Genomic DNA, 20,249 nt, shown 5'->3' on the forward strand with positions numbered 1-20,249 from the left:
CAACGGGGCATTAGAGCTCGGCCGCCAACCGCGAACCCTGATTGATTGCGCGCTTAGCGTCCAGCTCGGCAGCGACGTCCGCGCCGCCGATCAGGTGCACGTTCTGCCCGGCTTCGACCAAGCCGTCATACAGTTCGCGCAGCGGGTCCTGACCTGCGCAAATGACAATGTTATCCACAGGCAATAGCTGCGGTTCACCTTCACCGATGCGGATGTGCAAGCCAGCATCATCAATGCTCAGGTATTCGACACCATTGAGCATTTGCACCTGCTTGTTCTTCAGACCCGTGCGATGAATCCAGCCAGTGGTTTTACCCAGGCCGTCACCGACCTTGGTTTTCTTGCGCTGCAAGAGGAACACCTGACGCGCAGGAGCCTGCGGCTCGGCCTTGATTCCGGCGACGCCACCACGCGCCTCCAGCGTCGCGTCGATGCCCCACTCTTTCCAGAACGCAGCGCAGTCGAGACTCGTGGACACGCCCTTGTGCACCAAATATTCCGACACATCGAAACCGATACCGCCCGCGCCGATCACTGCGACGCTTTTCCCTACTGGCTTACGCCCCAGAATCACGTCGAGGTAATTCAGCACTTTTTCATGCTCGACACCGGGAATAGCCGGCGTACGCGGGGCAATGCCCGTCGCCAGAATAATCTCGTCGTAACCGGCACCCAGCAGATCGCTGACAGCCACCCGGGTGTTCAAGCAGACCTCGACACCGGTGGTTTGCAGCTTGCGAGAAAAATAGCGCAGGGTTTCGGAGAACTCTTCCTTGCCCGGCACCCGTTTGGCAACGTTGAACTGGCCACCGATCTCGCTGGCCGAATCGAACAATGTCACCTGATGCCCGCGCTCGGCAGCCACCGTTGCCGCGGCCAGACCCGCTGGACCGGCACCGATCACCGCGATTTTCTTGATCTGCTGCACGGGCAGGTAGTTGAGTTCAGTCTCGTGGCAGGCGCGCGGATTGACCAGACAACTGGTCAATTTGCCACCGAAGGTATGGTCCAGACAGGCTTGGTTGCAGCCGATGCAGGTGTTGATTTCATCACTGCGACCGGCGGCGGCCTTGTTGACGAAATCCGCATCCGCCAGAAACGGCCGCGCCATGGACACCATGTCGGCATCGCCCTCGCTGAGTATCTGCTCAGCAATTTCCGGGGTGTTGATGCGGTTGGTGGTGATCAGTGGAATGCTCACCGAGCCGCGCAATTTAGCCGTGACCTTGCTGAAAGCCGCCCGCGGAACCTTGGTCGCGATAGTCGGGATTCGTGCCTCATGCCAACCGATACCGGTGTTGATCAGGGTTGCACCCGCCGCCTCGATGGCTTTGGCCAGTTGCACGATTTCTTCCCAGACGCTGCCACCTTCCACCAGATCGAGCATCGACAGGCGATAGATAATGATGAAGTTCGGGCCTACCGTCTCGCGCACGCGACGGACGATTTCCACTGGCAGGCGCATGCGATTTTCATAGCTACCACCCCAGCGATCAGTGCGATGGTTGGTGTGAGCGGCCAGGAACTGGTTAATGAAATAACCTTCCGAGCCCATGATTTCAACGCCGTCGTACTCGGCGATCTGCGCCAGGGTCGAACAGGTGACGAAATCCTGAATTTGCTTTTCGATGCCCTCTTCGTCCAGTTCTTTGGGCTTGAACGGGTTGATCGGCGCCTGAATCGCGCTTGGAGCGACTTGCCTGGGGCTGTAGGCATAGCGTCCGGCGTGGAGGATCTGCATGCAGATTTTGCCACCGGCTTCATGCACTGCCTTGGTGACGATGCGATGTTTGTCCGCTTCTTCAACCGTGGTCAACTTGGCTGCGCCGGAATACACCGCGCCTTCATCGTTGGGGCCGATACCGCCGGTCACCATCAGGCCAACACCACCACGGGCCCGCTCAGCGAAGTAAGCCGCCATGCGTTCGAATCCGCCGGGCTTTTCTTCAAGACCTGTGTGCATCGAGCCCATCAGGGTGCGGTTGCGCAAGGTGGTGAATCCCAGGTCCAGCGGGGCCAACAGGTGCGGGTAGAGAGCGGCGGCCATAAAAACTCCATCGAACGTCATCACGGGATGCGGGGGCCTCTATGGGCTCCCGTCAATTATTCAGGCAGGAGGCAAACTCACTGATCTGTCCATGGCACAAACATTAAAGAGCCAACCGGTCACACTCAATGACTCAAAGTGACAAGTTATTGATCCAAACGAACAGCGAGGGTTGGCAAGCGCGGCTCATCGCCCTACCCTAGTCGGTGAATCCTGCTCACGGCTGCTCTCTGTGTCTCCCATGCGCAAAATTTTCAATGTCTCCGTTGCCCTGCTGTTGATCGCCATGATCACCGGTTACGCCGTTTGGACCGGGCAACGCCCCGTAGGCCATTATCTTTCGGATCTGCGCATTCAACTGGCAGTGAATGACGGCCAACCCGGCGAGCGCGGCAACCTGCTGGGTATCCAGCCGGAGCTGTTCCCCACCGATTATCAAAGCCTCGAACATCTGCACCGCAAGCTGGCGGCCTACCTGCAACAAGCCCGTGACCAGGGTCTGCTTAACGACAAAACCATCGTGGTGTTGCCTGAGCACATCGGTACCTGGCTGTTTGCCAGAGGCGAGAAAGATGAGTTGTATCAAGCCACGACGATCAATGAAGCCATGAACTGGCTGTCGGTCAGCAACCCCCTGCAATTCCTCAACGCGCTGATACGGGCCAAGGGCAGTAACCGGCTCGACGACGCTCATCTGCGCATGAAAGCACGGGCCATGGCCAAGGATTACCAGACGCTGTTCGGCGGTCTGGCCAAAGAGTTTGCCGTGACCCTGGTGGCAGGCTCAATCGTATTGCCCGAACCGAGCATCGATAACGGCCAACTGCACATCGGCCCAGGCCCTCTGTACAACAGCAGCCTGGTATTCAGCAGCGACGGCCTGCCGATTGGCCAGCCGCAGCGTCAGCTGTACCCGACGTTCGCGGAACGCAATTACATCCAGCCAGCGACGCAGGCTGCGCTGAATGTCGTCGACACCCCGGCCGGACGCCTGGGGGTGCTGATCGGCAGTGACAGTTGGTATCCGCGTAATTACGCACAATTGAACAACAACGGCGCCGAATTGATTGCCGTGCCTGCGTTCGTCGTGGGCCATGGTCTCTGGTCCAAACCTTGGCAAGGCTATAAAAGTGCTTCGACACCTGAGGGCGTCAGCCTCAAGCCGGGAGAAATCAGCGAAGGTGCGGCCTGGCGCCGCCTGACCTTGACCGGCCATGCACCGGCCAGTACCGCACGTGCTGGGATTAGTGTGTTCATGCGTGGCCAGTTCTGGGATCAGGACAGCTCCGGCGACAGTTTTGCCAATCGCCAAGGGCTGACCGGCACCGATCAAATCAGCGCCGACCAGCCTGGGCACGGTGCGCGCTTGATTAACCTCTGGCTGTGAATCGATGACTTCGCCACGGGTGCGTTTGGGTGATTTGTCAGTAGGCTTCGTGCACAGCCTGGCCGACGCTGTACGCAGTTTCGGCCAGGACCCGGAGCCGTTGCTGGAACAATACGGGCTGGACCCGGCACGCTTGGCTGAGCCGGGTGCACGCCTGTCGATCCCGCGTTACATGCGCCTTGGGCACGCCGCCATCCAGCTGACTGGCGAACCGGGGCTGGGCCTGCGCATGGGCCAGTTGAGCCGTATCAGCCAGGCAGGACTGGCGGGCGTGACCGCCGCGCAGGCGCCCACCGTGCGCGAGGCAGCACGCTGCCTGATCCGCTTTGAAGCGCTTTTCGGTTCGAATTACCGAGGGCGGTCGAGCTTTCATGAGGACGCTCAAGGCGCATGGCTGCGTTTCTATTCCATCAGCCCGTACAACGCCTACAACCGCTTTGTGGTGGATTCGATTCTCGCCAGCTGGATTCAGCAGCTTTCGAGTCTGGCCGGCTGCCGCCTGCGTGCGGAAAAGGTCGACATCGAGTTTCCCGCGCCGGCTTACGCGGGGTCTTACAGCGACTTGAGCGATAACCCTGTAAGTTTTGCTGCCGACATCAATCAACTGCGCCTGAGCCTGTCGAGCCTCGGGCTACGCAACCCGGAGCACTGCCCCAGCACGTGGCGGCACTTGTTGCAATTGTGTGAGAAGGAACTGGAACAGCTCACCCGCACCCGCAGCCTGCGAGAGCGCATCACTCAGTTGCTCGGGCCGTTATTGAATGGTGGTCGGGAACCGGATCTGGAAGAAGTGGCCGCACGACTGAAGCTGCCGACTTGGACATTGCGTCGCAAATTGGCTGACGAAGGCACGCAGTTTCGCGCCATTCTCAATGACACCCGCCGCGACCTGGCGATGACCTATATCCGTGATACAGAACTGGCCTTCGGCGAAATAGCCTACCTGCTCGGCTTTGCCTCGGCCGAGGCTTTTCAACGCGCCTTCAAACGCTGGAACGGGCATACCCCGGGAGAGTTCCGCCGCAGCCAGCGTCAAGCCGGTTGACGCTTACAGCTCGGTAGCGTCGTCGGCGGGTTCCACTGGATCAAGTTCAAAAGCCTGATACTCAAGCAGTTCTTCCTGGTATTCGTCCATTACGCATGCCCTCTTTGGCTGATGCTCACTATTGGTTTTATGACTGACCACGGTTTTCACCTTAAAGTGCCAACGTGACGAAAAAATGAATGCGTCGCCCCCTAGGGAAAGGGATACCTGGTTCTGCGATCATCGGTACACCTGACACGACGCCATCGCGGCGGGACGCGTCGTTGCAAGCGCTTCTATCAAAAAACGTGTAACCAATTGAAAAATAAATAAAATTTCAAGATAAGCGCTGATCCCTGTAGGAGCTGACTTGTCTGCGAATAAGCCCGGGACGGGCTTCTGGTGGGGCTGGGTTTAACCCACAACTTGCGCTTGCGCGGTGAGGGTCAAGACGGTATCTACGCCCTCCGAGCAAAATCCCAACCCGGTTTGCTGCGCGACAGCGCGGCGTCGACGACGCGGCGAGGCCTCCTACATAGCCCGTGTAGGCTTGACTTGCCCACGCCATCCGAAATAGTCTTCGATACATGAACCTGACCCAGCATGTCGTCCGCCCGATTATTATTACCGCCATTCCTATCTTGGCGGGTTAGCTGACGGCTGCACCCAACCCGCCCTCGAGGCGGGTTTTTCTTCTGTCTCCTGGGCAACACCTCTCGTACCAGGAGCCCATCAATGAGCGATTTGCTCAAGCAGTACGTCAAGAAAATCCTCACCTCGCGCGTCTATGACGTGGCCGTTGAAACCCCCTTGCAGCAGGCTCGCCAGCTGTCCGAGCGCCTCGGCAATCAGATATTGCTCAAGCGCGAAGACTTGCAGCCGGTGTTCTCGTTCAAGATTCGCGGCGCGTACAACAAGCTGACGCAACTGAGCGAAGCCGAACGGGCCAAGGGCGTGGTCACCGCGTCGGCCGGCAATCACGCGCAGGGGCTGGCGTTGGCGGCCAAGGTATTGGGGGTCAAAGCCACCATCGTCATGCCCAAAACCACCCCCGAGATCAAGGTCGAAGGCGTGCGTTCGCGCGGCGGCAAGGTGGTATTGCACGGCGACTCGTTCCCCGAGGCGCTGGCGTTCTCCCTGAAACTGGTCGAAGAAAAAGGCTACGTCTACGTCCACCCGTATGACGACCCGGACACCATTGCCGGGCAAGGCACCGTGGCGATGGAGATCCTGCGTCAGTATCCGGGTCGTCTGGACGCGATTTTTGTCCCGGTGGGCGGTGGCGGTTTGATCGCGGGCATCGCAGCGTACGTGAAATACCTGCGCCCGGAGATCAAGGTGATCGGCGTCGAGCCTGACGATTCCAACTGCCTGCAAGCGGCCATGGCCGCAGGCGAGCGCGTGGTGCTGAGTCAGGTCGGTCTGTTTGCCGATGGTGTGGCGGTGGCGCAGATTGGCAAGCACACCTTTGATATCTGCAAGGATTACGTCGACGAAGTGATCACCGTCAGCACCGACGAAATCTGCGCGGCGATCAAGGACATCTACGACGACACCCGCTCGATCACTGAGCCTGCCGGTGCATTGGGCGTGGCCGGGATCAAGAAGTACGTCGAGCGGTACGGCGTCAGTGGTCAGACCCTGGTGGCCATCGACTCCGGGGCCAACGTCAACTTCGACCGTCTGCGCCACGTTGCCGAACGCGCCGAGCTGGGCGAAGGCCGCGAAGCGATCATCGCGGTGACCATTCCCGAGAAGCCGGGCAGCTTCAAAGCCTTCTGCAAAGCCATCGGTAAACGCCAGATCACCGAATTCAACTACCGCTATCACACCGATCGCGAAGCGCACATCTTCGTCGGCGTGCAGACCCACCCGAAAAACGACCCGCGCGCCGCGCTGCTCAGCAGCCTGACCGAACAGGGCTTCCCGGTGCTGGACCTGACCCACAACGAACTGGCGAAGCTGCATATTCGGCACATGGTCGGTGGCCATGCGCCAAGGGTCAGCGATGAAGTGGTGTTCCGCTTCGAATTCCCCGAGCGTCCCGGCGCACTGTTCAACTTCCTGAACAAGCTCGGCGGCCAGTGGAATATCTCGATGTTCCACTACCGCAACCACGGCGCTGCAGATGGCCGCGTTATGGCGGGGCTGGTGGTGCCGGAAGAGGAGCGTCACCTGATCCCTGCGGCACTGGCCGAGATCGGTTATCCGTACTGGGATGAAACGGATAACCCGGCGTACAAGCTTTTTCTAAGCTGAGGAACGCTGCCCATCAAAAAGCCGCTGAACGGAGAAGTCTCAGCGGCTATTGGGCACCGGATGCTGCTTGCCAGACGCTAAGGTGTCGTTGCCTCCGGCTGAACAGGTGTCGGCGCAGGCGCTACAGGTTCGACCTTAATAGACTCGTGCTCAGCCGGTGCTGGCGCTGGTTCACTTCCATTGGCGGCAGCAGGAGCCGTCTCCGGAGAGGATTCTTTCGCAGGTTCTGTCGCAGGTACCGCCTCTGGAGTCGCAGGCTTGGTCTCGGCCAGCGCTGCCGGCTTTATCGCTTGAGCAGCCGGTTCTGGTATGCCCAGATCGGTTTTCGGTTTTTCAGGGATATGGGCGGCTTTTTTCACTTCAGGTGGCAAGAAGATTTCTACCAGCGTAAAGAAGCGATCATAGAACGTGGGTGACGAGACCGTCTCGCTGGCAACCTTGACCATCGAATCGTCAGTGGAGCCAATCGGCATCGACACCGAACCCAGTACGCCAACACCCACGCTCGCCGAATTGTTGACCTTCTTCAGCGCATAACGGTCCTGCAACGCATTGGCGAACATCGTCGCCCCATTAGCGGCAGTACCATCAGACGCGCAGACCACACTGAAGCTGATCTCCATATGGGTTTCACCCGTCTGCTGGAAGCTTTTGTGCCCGCTGATCACTTTCGGGTCACTGCTACTGATGATGTAGCCCTGGCTGAGCAAGGCTCGACGCGCCGCCTCACAGGACGCGGAATCGCTGACCGGGTAGTTTCTCGAAAAAGTACCGGAATCGTCGAAATTTTCATGCTCGTAGACCGCCGGCTTGGGCGATGAGCAGCCTGCGGCAGCCAGCAGGGTGGTGACCCAGCATGCGGTACGAAAGCTCAGTAATTTAGACATTGAAAATCCTGGGGAAAATAGCTGTCAGTAGAACTACAGTCCTGAAACGAGGGGGTAAGTCTGCAACAAGGCTGGCGTTCGATCAACGCAGTTTGGAGGTATGGTCGATTTGACTGACGCCTGGGGATTCTACACCCGTTCGGCTCACGCGCCGACGTTGATTATCCAAGGCGCCGATGGGCGTGACGAAGTGGAGCTTCTCCCGTAATGTCGACACTGTGCGACGCTGCCCAAGTTAATCGAAGGCCGCCGGGCCCTGATTTGAATTGAACCGATTTTTCCAGGCTGTGATTACGGCCCGCGTATCAAGGATTTCCCATGCATTGCGACACCATCGTTCTGGGCGCCGGGATTGTCGGCGTCAGTACCGCCCTGCAGTTACAGGCACGCGGCCGCAACGTGGTATTGCTCGACCGAGAGCAACCCGGCAACGGCACGAGCCATGGCAACGCCGGACTGATCGAGCGCGCCAGCGTGATCCCCTATGCGTTTCCGCGCCAGCTGTCGAGCCTGCTGCGCTATGCCCTCAACCAGCAATCCGATGTGCGCTACAGCCTGCGTTATCTGCCTAAGGCAGGTCCGTGGCTGCTGCAATACTGGCGTAACTCGGGACCCAAAGGCCTGGCCGTCGCGACTCGCTCCATGCTGCCGTTGGTCGAGCGCTGTGTCAGCGAACATGACCTGCTGTCGGAACCGGCAGGCATGGGCGGGCTGATCAAGGACAGTGGCTGGATCGAGGCCTTCCGCAACCTGCCCGCGTTTGAAAAGGCCAAAGAAGACGCGGCGGCGCTCAAAAAGTACGACTTGAACTATGAAGTGCTTGATCAGCAGCAGGTACACGAGCGCGAGCCCGGGCTGCATGCCAACGTCGTCGGCGGTATTCACTGGCTCGACCCGAAGACGGTCAGCGATCCGGGCGGTCTGACCCGCGGCTATGCTGAACTGTTCATTAAGCGCGGCGGCGTATTCGTGCTGGGTGATGCCTTGAGCCTGAGCCAGCGTGCCGACAAATGGGAGGTGCAGAGCGAAAAGGGCCTAATCATTGCCAACGAAGCCGTGGTGGCCCTCGGTCCTCAGGCCAGGGGCATTTTCGAGCCGCTGGGTTACCGGATTCCGCTGGCGGTGAAACGCGGCTACCACATGCACTACGCAGCCAAACCCGGTACTCAGTTGCATCACCCCATCGTTGACCGTCAGGGCGGTTATGTACTGGCACCGATGGTGCGAGGGATTCGTCTGACCACCGGCGTCGAGTTCGCCGACAGCGACGACCCTATCAATGAAATCCAGCTGCGCCGTTGCGAAAAGCTGGCACGCGGCTTCTACCCCCTTGGAGAACGTCTGGATGCCGAACCCTGGCTGGGTCGACGTCCGTGCCTGCCGGACATGTGCCCAGTGATCGGTCCGGCCAACCGTCATCCGGGGCTGTGGTTCAACTTCGGCCACGCCCACCACGGTCTGACGCTGGGCCCGGTCAGTGGCCGCCTGCTCGCAGAGCTGATGACCGGCGCCGAACCGTTTACCGACCCAGCCCCCTATAGCGCCGAACGCTTCCACTGATCGCCGGGGGCGGCAACTACCCGCATGAGCGTTACATCGCGGATCAACCCAGCGCTGAGGTCATTGGAAACTCAAGGGTAAACACCGCCCCGGCGCCGGGCCCGTCACTGTGAACCGTCAAGGTGCCGCCCATCTCCTTGGCGGCCAACGCGCAGCTGTGCAGGCCAAAGCCATGGCCCTCTTTGCGTGTCGTAAAGCCATGAACGAAAAGCTGCGGCAGATGCTCGGGGGCGATGCCTTCGCCGTCATCTTCCACACTCAATTGCAAACGCCTGCCCTCGCTGTTCTTGACCACCCTTGCGCGCAGGGTGATCGGGCCTGTCAGGTCATCGATAGCGTCCATGGCCTGCCTGGCATTTCGCAGCAAGTTGACCAAAATCTGGATAAACCGCGACTTATCCAGGAGCAACGCGGGCACATCAGAATACTCCTTGAGCGCGAGAACCTGATGCGCACCTACGACCCCGGCCCCCAAACGCAGGACATCCTCGATCGCGACATCCAGATCGACATCCTCGATAATGCTGGCCGAGCCCGCATGGGACTGCTGGGTCGCGACAATACTTTTGATGTGGTTGATGTTTTGGGTCAATGAGCCGAGCTCATCCAGCACGTTGCGCTGCTCGGCGGACAACGCGGCCGCCAGCTTGAACAGGTAAGGCAGCAACAGCTTTCCTTTTTCATCTCGCGCCAGAAACTCACCGATGTCGTCCGAGTGCTCCTGGATAAGCTCCACGACATTACTCAGGCTGCGAACCTTCGACTGGCGCAGCGTGGAACACACGATATCGGCCGAGATATTCACGCTGTTAAGCACGTTGCCGACGTTGTGCAGGACATTGTTTGCGATTTCGGCCATACCGGCCAGGCGCGCGGAGGTCACCAACTCCCCCTGGGTCGCTTTCAGCTCGCGGGTGATGCTTTCGTTATTGCGCAGCGCGGTTTCCAGATCCTGTGTGCGCTCATGCACCATGTCTTCCAGCATGACAGTGGTCTGAAACAGATCGAAATCGGAACCTTGACCGTTGGTCCCACGTTCGGCGCGGTCCATCAGGACCTCGATGATCTTGTCCTTGCGAGCGATCTCGGCGTACAGACGCTTTTCGTCATCGGCGGACAGCTGGGTTCGCTCAAGCATGATCCACCTCGGGCAGCGCTGCGCCAATCGCGATACCGGTCAATGTCTGGTTGACGTGCACTCCGCGAAATTGCTCACCATAGGTCGTGAACCCGGTGACATTGTTGCTGCGAAAAATATCCTCAACGGCGTCATCAAGGCCATTGAGGGTGATTTCCATCCTGCGCAGGACGCAGTCGAACCCCAGAACCAACTGCGGTGGCCCGATTTCCGCGTTGAATGCGGCAAAGGACTGCTGGAGGTTTTCCACCAGATCCTCGCCATGCGCCAGGCGTAGCACCAACCCTTCCTCGATGGCACAGAAAAACGTCAGGCTCCCGTCACTGTTGGCCGACTGAATGGCACGCACATAGCTCGTCTCGCCGATCACCACCACCAGGGGCGACGCGGCGAAACTCAACGGGGTCAGGTCGCTTACCTCAACACCGATATAGCGGGCATATTCCTCGGCGGCGGGCAATCCGTTGATTTCTTTCACCACGCGATGTGCGGGGTCGGCCGCGGTCACCACCAGCCTTTTGGACGTCGGTACAAAATGCTGGATTTTAAACAGTTTGAACGGCAACGGGGTACTCAGCAGGACCACGACCGCGCTATCGCTGTGAAATGTCCCGTCGAAGTAGACGTAGGTATGGCCAAAAGACAACGCATCGGCTGCAGACCCACCGATCAGTGGCAACTTGCCCAGGGACCGTTGCAACGCGTTAGCCAGCGGCTCTTCACGCACTGAAAGGCCATCGGTCAGGAGCAGCGCAAAACCACTTGGGTCCACCACCCCTGACGCCTTGATCGTGAGCCTCTGTAACTGCCGTTGCGCAAACTCCATGACCTTGGCCGCTTCAAGTTGCTGCAGGTGGTCAATAGCACCCACCACCGCCACAAAATCACTTTCAGGAAAACTGACTCCGGTGATGCTGTCGGTGCAATAACCGACAGGGCCAATCTCCCCCGCCGTCGAGCAGCCAACAACGTCTACGCCTGGGAACAGACGCGCCATTTCTTGCGCGACTATCTCCCGGTCATAGGTCGGCGAACAGAAGAACAGCACCAGTGCCATGTCGTGCTGAACGACCCCTGCGTGAAACTCACGCACCGCCTCTCGTGTATCGGAAGCGAATGACTGCGCCCTGCGAATACTGCCTTGAGACTTCATGAGTCACTCCCTTTCACCCCACCAAGGCCGCAACCGATGCCAAAACGCCTTCACGCTTCGAGCATAACCTAATCCCGGAGCATGGAAGAAACAGAAGCGCTCACCGCGTGAGTGCTGGCGATGGCGATGGCGATGGCGTCCTGTAAAATGACGGACGCAAAAAAGCGACCCTAAGGTCGCTTGTTTGTTTGCTTCAAGGAGTTCAAGGGCCTTGAAGCGGGATATGGCGCAGCGGACGGGACTCGAACCCGCGACCCCCGGCGTGACAGGCCGGTATTCTAACCGACTGAACTACCGCTGCTTGTCGCTCGAGCTTGCACCCGATGAACTCATTTGAAACGGGCCTTCGAGAGCCTGTTTCGTTGTAACCCTGACTGATCAACCTTGCGGCTTTCCAGTCTCAGACCGGGCGAACCCAATCTGAAAAATATGGCGCAGCGGACGGGACTCGAACCCGCGACCCCCGGCGTGACAGGCCGGTATTCTAACCGACTGAACTACCGCTGCTTGTCTGTGGACTTTCGTCCTGTTCTCGTTAAAGAACACTCAATAAATGGTGGGTGATGACGGGATCGAACCGCCGACCCGCTGCTTGTAAGGCAGCTGCTCTCCCAGCTGAGCTAATCACCCTTTGCTTCGTTGAGGCCGCGAAATTTACGCAGGTATCGAACCTAAGTCAATACCCTGCTTGAAGTTTTTTTGAAAAGTACCATTTTGAATCAATCGTCTGACATCGTTTTACCGAATCACATTTGCGGGAGCGTATCTATCCGCGAACAGATCGGCACATTCAGGTCATGCCGGTTTGATGCAGCGCTTTCGCTGAAAACCTCAATCCTGATAAACCATCTTCCTGGTCATGCCGCCATCGACCACAAACTCCTGGCCGGTGACGAACCCTGCATTTTTCGACAGCAGCCAGACCACCATCGCAGCCACGTCTTCAACCGTCCCCACCCTGCCCACCGGGTGCTGGGCATGGTCGCTATCGGACAAAGGCTCTGCACGCCGCACTGACGGATCACGGGCATCGATCCAGCCAGGGCTGACAGCGTTTACACGAATTTCCGGCCCCAAACTGATGGCCAGAGCATGGGTCAACGCCAACAGGCCGCCCTTGCTCGCTGCGTAGGCCTCTGTGTCCGGTTCCGATTGTGTGGCACGGGTCGAGGTCAGATTGACGATGGCGCCACCGTGAGCGCGCAGGTAAGGCGCGCAATGCTTGGCCAGCAGCATCGGCCCACTGAGATTGACGGCCAGTACCCGATTCCAGTCATGAAGACTCAAGCTTTCCAGTGTTGCATTGTGTGGATCGGCAACGGCCGCATTGCACACCAGCGCATCAAGGCGACCGAACTGCCCCAGCACTTCAGCCACACACAGCGCCACTTGCTCTTCACTGGACACGTCCATGGCAATGAACCAGGCGTTTTCGCCAAGCACCTTGGTCACTTTCGAACCACGAACACGATCCCGGTCCGTCAACACCACCTGCCAGCCTTCGCTGACCAGCCAGGCGGCAATGCCCAGACCGATACCGCGAGCAGCCCCTGTGACCAACGCGACCCGGCCATTGCTGGCTGGGGCCGCTTCCACCGCCCACTCACTCACAAAGCCGCCAGCCCGCGTGCCAGATCCGCCTGCAAGTCGGCAACGTCTTCGAGACCCACCGCAACCCTGATCAAGCTGTCACGAATCCCGGCAGCTTCCCGCTCTTGCGGCGCCAGACGCCCGTGAGAAGTGGTGCTCGGGTGGGTGATCGTGGTTTTGCTGTCGCCCAGGTTGGCGGTGATCGAAATCAACCGCGTAGCATCGATAAAGCGCCAGGCGCCTTCTTTGCCGCCTTTGACTTCAAAACTCACCACCGCACCAAAGCCCTTTTGCTGACGTTGCGCCAAGGCATGCTGTGGATGGCTCTTGAGGCCTGCGTAATGAACCTTTTCGATGCCGTCCTGCTGTTCCAGCCACTCGGCCAGAATCTGGGCGCTGGCGCAATGAGCGCGCATACGCAGACTCAAGGTTTCCAGGCCCTTGAGAAAGATCCAGGCGTTGAACGGGCTCAGCGTCGGCCCGGCGGTCCGCAGGAATCCCACTACTTCTTTCATCTGCTCGCTACGACCAGCAACCACACCGCCCATGCAACGGCCCTGGCCGTCGATGAACTTGGTCGCCGAATGCACGACCACGTCGGCGCCCAACAACAAAGGCTGTTGCAGCGCAGGCGTGCAGAAACAGTTGTCGACTACCAGCATCGCGCCTTTGGCATGCGCAATTTCGGACAGTGCAGCGATATCCACCAGCTCGGCCAGAGGATTTGACGGCGACTCGACGAACAGCAACCGGGTGTTGGCCTTGATCGCTGCATCCCAGCCAGACAGATCGGCCAGCGGAACATAGTCGACTTCGACACCGAAGCGCTTGAAGTACTTCTCGAACAGGCTGATGGTCGAACCGAACACACTGCGCGACACCAGCACGTGATCACCGGCGCTGCACAAGCTCATCACTACAGCAAGGATCGCCGCCATGCCTGTGGCGGTGGCGACGGCCTGCTCAGCACCTTCGAGTGCGGCAATACGCTCCTCGAAAGAACGCACGGTCGGGTTGGTATAACGCGAATAGACGTTGCCCGGCACTTCACCGGCGAACCGCGCCGCCGCATCGGCGGCAGTGCGGAACACGTAGCTGGACGTGAAGAACATAGGATCGCCATGCTCACCTTCCGGCGTGCGGTGCTGACCGGCACGCACGGCAAGGGTGTCGAAACCCACGCCGTCGAGATCACTGTCCAGCCGGCCTGCATCCCATTCGTGAGCCATGCCGCCTACCCCTTCTTAGTTGTTGTACAAATCGATAATGGCACTGACCGCCTGAGTCTTGACCTTGGAGGCGTCGTTGCGCGCCTGCTCGATCCTGTTCAGGTAATGCTCGTCGATATCGCCGGTCACGTACTTGCCGTCAAATACCGCGCAGTCAAAGTTTGCGATCTTGACCTTGCCGCCGCCCACTGCATCGATCAGGTCACTGAGGTCCTGATAAATCAGCCAGTCGGCGCCGATCAGGTCCGCAACGTCCTGCGTCGTACGATTGTGTGCGATCAGCTCATGAGCACTCGGCATGTCGATGCCGTAGACGTTCGGGTAACGCACAGCCGGTGCCGCAGAACAGAAGTACACGTTCTTGGCCCCGGCTTCACGGGCCATCTGAATGATCTGTTTGCAGGTGGTACCGCGCACGATGGAGTCATCCACCAGCATCACGTTCTTGCCACGGAATTCCAGGTCGATAGCGTTGAGTTTCTGGCGCACGGACTTTTTCCGCGCAGCCTGCCCCGGCATGATGAACGTGCGACCGATGTAACGGTTCTTGACGAAACCTTCGCGGAACTTCACGCCCAGGCGATTGGCCAGTTCGAGCGCTGCGGTACGGCTGGTGTCAGGAATCGGGATGACCACGTCGATGTCGTGATCAGGGCGCTCGCGCACGATTTTGTCCGCCAGCCGCTCGCCCATGCGCAGACGCGCCTTGTACACCGAGACGCCGTCGATGATCGAGTCTGGACGCGCCAGATAAACGTGCTCGAAAATGCACGGTGCGTATTGCGGGTTGGTCGCACACTGGCGAGTGTGCAGCTTGCCGTCTTCGGTGATGTAGACCGCTTCGCCCGGCGCCAGATCACGGATCAGTGTGAAACCGAGCACATCCAGCGCAACGCTTTCGGAAGCGATCATGTACTCGACGCCTTCGTCGGTATGACGCTGACCGAAGACGATAGGACGTATGGCATGCGGGTCACGGAAACCGACGATGCCATAGCCAGTGATCATGGCGACCACGGCGTATCCGCCACGGCAACGGTGGTGCACATCGGTCACGGCCGCGAAGACGTCTTCTTCTGTCGGCTGCAACTTGCCGCGCTGGGCCAGTTCGTGAGCAAAAATGTTGAGCAACACTTCCGAATCGGAGTTGGTGTTGACGTGGCGCAGGTCAGATTCGTAAATCTCCTTGGCCAATTGCTCGACGTTGGTCAGGTTGCCGTTGTGCGCCAGAGTAATGCCATACGGCGAGTTGACGTAAAACGGCTGAGCTTCGGCCGAAGTCGAGCTGCCTGCGGTGGGATAGCGCACATGGCCGATACCCATGTGACCTACCAGGCGCTGCATATGGCGCTGGTGGAACACATCACGGACCAACCCATTATCCTTGCGCAGGAATAACCGGCCGCCATGGCTGGTTACGATACCGGCAGCGTCCTGGCCGCGGTGCTGGAGGACGGTTAGCGCGTCATACAGCGACTGATTGACGTTCGACTTACCGACGATACCGACGATGCCACACATGCGACGCAACCCCTACTTAGTGGAACTGGATTTACCGAACACTTCTTGCGGCATTGTTGACGGCAGGAGGTGTTCCTTGAACGGGAGATCAGCGGGTACGCTGATACCGCTGGCTAGCCACTTGCTGGACAACCCGAGAATCAGGTTTTTCGACCAGTCAGCGACCAATAGAAATTGTGGCATCAGTTTAGACTGCTGCCACCATTGATCTTGCTGTACGGGGCCCAGGCTCAACAGCCCGACCGCGACAACCACTAGCAAGCCTCCGCGCGCAGCGCCGAAGACCATACCCAGAAAACGATCGGTCCCGGAAAGCCCGGTGACGCGAATCAGTTCGCTGATAAGAAAGTTGACCATGGCGCCTACCAGCAAGGTGGCGACAAACAGGATGGTGCAGCCGGCAATCACGCGAGCTGAAGGTGTCTCGATGTAACTGACAAGGTACTGCGAAAGCGAGCCGCCGAACATCCAGGCAACAACACCGGCAATGATCCAGGTGAGTAACGACAATGCTTCCTTGACGAAGCCGCGTTTCAAACTGATCAAGGCGGAGATGGCAATGATCGCAATGATCGCCCAATCAACCGGGGTAAATGGCACGTTGAAGCCTACGGACGGATAAGGCGGCGTATTTTAGCAGAGCACCAGCCCGCCCGTAAGCAGCTATTACCGATTAGATGACGGACTCAATTTCGCTCAGGCTGAAAGCGCACCACCAAACCGTTGAGTTTCTGCTGTTTGCTCAACTGATCACGCAAACGATCAGCCTCGGCACGCTCAATCAGCGGCCCGACAAACACTCGGTTCAAGCCGTCCGAGGACCGAATATAAGCATTATAACCCTGAGCACGCAGGCTTTTCTGCAACGTGTCGGCACTGGCGCGATTGGACAGACTGGCCAGTTGCACCGACCAACTGACCGACAGGCCATTGGCATCCACACGACTGGGGTCCGCAGCGGGTTTGGCGGGCGCCTGAGCCGCTGCCGGCTTGACTGCCGGGACTGGCTGCGTGGTCGCGACCGACGGGGTCACAGTGGTTATTGGCACAGGCACTGAAGAGGCCTTGGGCTGAGCAAGGTCTTCGTCCGTCGGCACAGGCTCCTGCGGCAACGACTGAGGCTCTGGAACCGCTACGGGCTCGACCTGCACTTGAGGCGTCGCCGGTGTTTGCGGCGTGGCGGGCACATCGACCGACACGCGACGCGTTTCATCCTGGCGCGAAAACAACATCGGCAAAAAAATCACCGCCAATGCAACCAATACCAGTGCACCGACCATCCGCTGCTTGAACACGTTATCCAGCAAAGCCATTTGCAATGTCCTCCTTGGCGCGCCGGGCCAGCCATTCCAGGGCCTCGGCGACGCAATAAAATGATCCGAACAACAGAATTTCATCTTCGGCAGTCGCTTGATCGCACTGCCCTTCCAGCGCCAGTGCGACACTCTGATAAGACGTCACGCTTGCGCCAAGGTTCTGTAGCGCGGCCTGCAACTCGCCAGCCGAACAGCTACGGGGCGTCGGTAAAGGTGCAACAGCCCACTCCTGAACGCTGCCAGCCAGCTCGGCCAGTACGCCCTTGAGATCCTTGTCCGCCAGCAATCCGAAAACTGCCAGGCGTTTACCAGCCAGCGGCCGACTTGCCAGCCGCTGCGCCAGATAGTGTGCCGCATGAGGATTATGGCCGACATCCAGCAAAAGCTTCAGTGGCTTGCCATGCCAGTTGATCTGGCGCCGATCCAGACGACCGGTCAACCGCGTGCTGCTCAAGGCTGCACTAATGTGTTCCTGCACCCAGGGAAGATCCAGCAGCAGATAAGCCTGCAACGCCAATGCAGCATTTTCCATCGGCAGGTCAAGCAGCGGCAAGTGGTGCAATTCAACCAATTGGCCGCGCGCATCATGTCCCTGCCAATGCCAGTCACTGTCGGTCACCGCCAGATCGAAATCACGACCGCGCAACAGGAACGGGCAACCGAGCGCCTTGACGCGTTCGAGCAATGGCGCGGGAGGGTCGAGGTCGCCGCACAGGGCTGGACGCCCCTGACGCAAGATCCCGGCCTTTTCGAAGGCGACCGACTCTCGGGTATCACCCAACCAGTCAGCGTGATCAACGCCAATACTGGTGATCACGGCCAAATCGGCATCGATCAGGTTCACCGCATCCAGACGTCCACCGAGGCCTATTTCAAGGACCACCGCATCCAGCGCCGCACGCTCGAACAGCCAAAACGCCGCGAGCGTGCCCATTTCGAAGTAGGTCAGGGAGATGTTACCGCGAGCGGCTTCTACCGCCGCGAAGGCCTCGCACAGCTGGCTATCGGTGGCTTCAACACCCTGGACCTGCACCCGTTCGTTGTAACGCAACAAGTGCGGCGAGCTGTAAACACCCACCTTGAGCCCCTGCGCCTGCATCAATGAAGCAATGAACGCGCAGGTAGACCCCTTGCCGTTGGTCCCTGTAACTGTGATCACCCTGGGTGCCGGCCGGGTCAATCCCAGCTTGCCCGCCACTTGTTGCGAACGCTCCAGCCCCATATCGATGGCCGATGGATGCAGTTGCTCAAGGTAAGCGAGCCAGTCGCCCAAGGTACGCAGGGTCATACAGTGGCCGGTGCCGGCGGAACGATGATCGGTTCCAAAGGTGCGGCGATGAATTTAGGTGTCGGCAAGTTCATCATTTGGGCCAGCAGATTACCCAGACGCGGACGCAGTTCTTGACGCGGAACGATCAAATCGATAGCGCCATGTTCCAGCAGGAACTCACTGCGCTGGAAACCTTCTGGCAGTTTTTCACGCACAGTCTGTTCGATCACACGAGGACCGGCGAAGCCGATCAGCGCTTTAGGCTCGGCAATGATCACGTCGCCCAGCATCGCCAGACTGGCGGAAACACCACCGTAGACCGGGTCGGTCAGGACCGAGATAAACGGCAAGCCTTCCTCGCGCAAACGCGCCAATACCGCCGACGTCTTGGCCATTTGCATCAGGGAAATCAGCGCTTCCTGCATCCGCGCACCGCCGGAAGCAGCGAAGCAGACCATTGGGCAGCGATTTGCCAGTGCGTAGTTGGCCGCGCGGACAAACCGCTCGCCGACAATGGCACCCATCGAGCCGCCCATGAACGAGAATTCAAACGCGCAGGCCACGACGGGCATCCCGAGCAGCGTGCCGCTCATGGAGATCAGTGCATCTTTCTCGCCGGTCTGCTTCTGCGCAGCGACCAGGCGGTCCTTGTACTTCTTGCTGTCGCGAAACTTCAGTCGATCCACTGGCTCAAGGTCGGCGCCCAGCTCTGCACGCCCTTCCACATCGAGAAAGATGTTCAGACGAGCACGCGCGCCAATGCGCATGTGGTGATTGCACTTGGGGCAGACGTCCAGGGTCTTTTCGAGTTCCGGACGATAAAGCACCGCTTCACAAGACGGGCACTTATGCCAAAGCCCTTCTGGTACCGAGCTTTTTTTCACCTCGGAACGCATGATCGAAGGGATCAGTTTGTCTACCAACCAGTTGCTCATGCTTTCTTTCTCCAGTACCGGTGACTCGATCGCGCTAGCGATTCACAGTCCCGCGTATGCCCTTGAGCTAATTCATGTGTACAGCGGCGACAAGCACTTCAGGGATCGGCATACCGCCGGACCTGCCTGAACCGAACCTCGTCACTCGCCATTGTGACGACGCGCATCAGCGTCGTCGCTTATTCAATGTCGACCCGCGCGCTTATCGCTACGCCAGGCTTATGGACGGTGGCTAAACACTAACCGTCACATCAGGCAAACAACCTGTCAACGGGCGGATCAAGAACCCCGCACCGCGTGCATGAACGCACGGATCTTGTCGTGATCCTTGATGCCCTTGCTCATTTCAACTCCGCCGCTGACATCCACCGCATAAGGTCGGACCTGAGCGATGGCTTGCGCGACGTTGTCTGGCGTCAAACCGCCCGCCAGAATAATCGGTTTGCTCAGCGTGTGCGGGATCAACGACCAGTCAAACGCTTCGCCTGTGCCGCCCGGCACGTCGGCAACATAAGTATCGAGCAGGATACCGCTGGCCCTGGAATAGGCCCGGCAACTGGCGGCGATGTCGTCACCCGCCTGCACGCGCAACGCCTTGATGTAAGGTCGATGATAGCCGTCACAGTCTTCGGGCGTTTCGTCGCCATGAAACTGCAAGAGATCCAGAGGTACGATTTCCAGTATCTCGGTGAGCTCGCAACGGCTGATATTGACGAACAAGCCGACGGTGGTAATAAACGGTGGCAAGGCAGCAATAATTGCACGCACCTGCTCGACGCTGACGGCACGAGGGCTTTTGGCGTAGAACACAAAGCCGATGGCATCGGCCCCGGCATCAACCGCGGCCAACGCGTCTTCTATACGGGTAATCCCGCAGATCTTGCTGCGAACGCCTGACATGCAGTGAAAACCTCAAGCCTTGTTCGGGAAAGT

Annotated in this window: 17 protein-coding genes and 3 tRNA genes; 4 read left to right on the top strand and 16 right to left on the bottom strand. The window is 59.0% G+C overall.

The genetic code is table 11. The features are described 5' to 3' along the window. Window positions 1-10 precede the first annotated feature (10 nt). Complete coding sequence (locus RHM55_RS07595) at window positions 11-2,047, bottom strand: NADPH-dependent 2,4-dienoyl-CoA reductase (protein WP_322180762.1); 2,037 nt, start codon at window positions 2,045-2,047, stop codon at window positions 11-13. Window positions 2,048-2,288: 241 nt separating this feature from the next. Here RHM55_RS07595 and RHM55_RS07600 point away from each other — a divergent pair, with 241 nt between their 5' ends. Beyond that, window positions 2,289-3,434, top strand: coding sequence for a carbon-nitrogen hydrolase family protein (locus RHM55_RS07600; protein WP_322180764.1), 1,146 nt, complete (start codon window positions 2,289-2,291; stop codon window positions 3,432-3,434). Between the two features lie 4 nt (window positions 3,435-3,438). Further along, a complete protein-coding gene (locus RHM55_RS07605) occupies window positions 3,439-4,479 on the top strand; it encodes an AraC family transcriptional regulator (protein WP_322180767.1) in 1,041 nt (346 codons plus the stop codon). A gap of 3 nt (window positions 4,480-4,482) precedes the next feature. Here the strand turns inward: RHM55_RS07605 and RHM55_RS07610 are convergent, their stop codons facing one another. Continuing rightward, window positions 4,483-4,620 carry a hypothetical protein gene (locus RHM55_RS07610; protein ID WP_322180769.1) on the bottom strand — a complete coding sequence of 46 codons (138 nt, stop codon included), beginning with the start codon at window positions 4,618-4,620 and terminating at the stop codon, window positions 4,483-4,485. A 582-nt stretch (window positions 4,621-5,202) separates the two neighbouring features. On the opposite strand from RHM55_RS07610, the gene ilvA reads away from it, so the two are divergent. Beyond that, complete coding sequence (gene ilvA / locus RHM55_RS07615) at window positions 5,203-6,717, top strand: threonine ammonia-lyase, biosynthetic (protein ID WP_322182785.1); 1,515 nt, start codon at window positions 5,203-5,205, stop codon at window positions 6,715-6,717. A gap of 77 nt (window positions 6,718-6,794) precedes the next feature. On the opposite strand, the gene RHM55_RS07620 is transcribed toward ilvA, so the two are convergent. Next, window positions 6,795-7,604, bottom strand: a complete 810-nt coding sequence (locus RHM55_RS07620; RefSeq protein ID WP_322180771.1) for a DUF2242 domain-containing protein — start codon at window positions 7,602-7,604, stop codon at window positions 6,795-6,797. Between the two features lie 318 nt (window positions 7,605-7,922). Between RHM55_RS07620 and RHM55_RS07625 the strand changes: the two genes are divergently transcribed. Then, window positions 7,923-9,164, top strand: a complete 1,242-nt coding sequence (locus RHM55_RS07625; protein ID WP_322180773.1) for an FAD-binding oxidoreductase — start codon at window positions 7,923-7,925, stop codon at window positions 9,162-9,164. Between the two features lie 43 nt (window positions 9,165-9,207). Here the strand turns inward: RHM55_RS07625 and RHM55_RS07630 are convergent, their stop codons facing one another. The 13 genes from RHM55_RS07630 to RHM55_RS07690 all read right to left on the bottom strand — a co-directional run bounded on the left by RHM55_RS07630 (window position 9,208) and on the right by RHM55_RS07690 (window position 20,216). Next, on the bottom strand, window positions 9,208-10,302 hold the full coding sequence (locus tag RHM55_RS07630; protein ID WP_322180775.1) for a sensor histidine kinase: 1,095 nt from the start codon (window positions 10,300-10,302) through the stop codon (window positions 9,208-9,210). After that, a complete protein-coding gene (locus RHM55_RS07635; RefSeq protein WP_322180776.1) occupies window positions 10,295-11,455 on the bottom strand; it encodes an FIST N-terminal domain-containing protein in 1,161 nt (386 codons plus the stop codon). Before RHM55_RS07635 ends, RHM55_RS07630 begins: the two co-directional genes overlap by 8 nt. Window positions 11,456-11,679: 224 nt before the next feature. Beyond that, a tRNA-Asp gene (locus RHM55_RS07640) sits at window positions 11,680-11,756 on the bottom strand. Between the two features lie 129 nt (window positions 11,757-11,885). Further along, window positions 11,886-11,962, bottom strand: a tRNA-Asp gene (locus tag RHM55_RS07645). 47 nt (window positions 11,963-12,009) lie between these two features. After that, window positions 12,010-12,085, bottom strand: a tRNA-Val gene (locus tag RHM55_RS07650). Between the two features lie 201 nt (window positions 12,086-12,286). After that, a complete protein-coding gene (locus RHM55_RS07655; RefSeq protein WP_407074659.1) occupies window positions 12,287-13,051 on the bottom strand; it encodes an SDR family oxidoreductase in 765 nt (254 codons plus the stop codon). 11 nt (window positions 13,052-13,062) lie between these two features. Further along, window positions 13,063-14,274, bottom strand: coding sequence for an O-succinylhomoserine sulfhydrylase (locus RHM55_RS07660; protein ID WP_322180780.1), 1,212 nt, complete (start codon window positions 14,272-14,274; stop codon window positions 13,063-13,065). Between the two features lie 15 nt (window positions 14,275-14,289). Further along, a complete protein-coding gene (gene purF / locus RHM55_RS07665) occupies window positions 14,290-15,795 on the bottom strand; it encodes an amidophosphoribosyltransferase (RefSeq protein ID WP_322180782.1) in 1,506 nt (501 codons plus the stop codon). Window positions 15,796-15,807: 12 nt separating this feature from the next. Then, complete coding sequence (locus RHM55_RS07670) at window positions 15,808-16,395, bottom strand: CvpA family protein (RefSeq protein WP_219061602.1); 588 nt, start codon at window positions 16,393-16,395, stop codon at window positions 15,808-15,810. Between the two features lie 86 nt (window positions 16,396-16,481). After that, a complete protein-coding gene (locus RHM55_RS07675; RefSeq protein WP_322180785.1) occupies window positions 16,482-17,108 on the bottom strand; it encodes an SPOR domain-containing protein in 627 nt (208 codons plus the stop codon). Continuing rightward, window positions 17,092-18,399 carry a bifunctional tetrahydrofolate synthase/dihydrofolate synthase gene (gene folC / locus RHM55_RS07680; RefSeq protein ID WP_322180787.1) on the bottom strand — a complete coding sequence of 436 codons (1,308 nt, stop codon included), beginning with the start codon at window positions 18,397-18,399 and terminating at the stop codon, window positions 17,092-17,094. Before folC ends, RHM55_RS07675 begins: the two co-directional genes overlap by 17 nt. Then, on the bottom strand, window positions 18,396-19,316 hold the full coding sequence (accD, locus tag RHM55_RS07685) for an acetyl-CoA carboxylase, carboxyltransferase subunit beta (RefSeq protein ID WP_322180789.1): 921 nt from the start codon (window positions 19,314-19,316) through the stop codon (window positions 18,396-18,398). Before accD ends, folC begins: the two co-directional genes overlap by 4 nt. Window positions 19,317-19,595: 279 nt before the next feature. Then, window positions 19,596-20,216, bottom strand: a complete 621-nt coding sequence (locus RHM55_RS07690) for a phosphoribosylanthranilate isomerase (protein ID WP_322180791.1) — start codon at window positions 20,214-20,216, stop codon at window positions 19,596-19,598. Between the last annotated feature and the right edge of the window lie 33 nt (window positions 20,217-20,249).

This window comes from Pseudomonas sp. MH9.2 (assembly GCF_034353875.1).
GTDB lineage: Bacteria > Pseudomonadota > Gammaproteobacteria > Pseudomonadales > Pseudomonadaceae > Aquipseudomonas.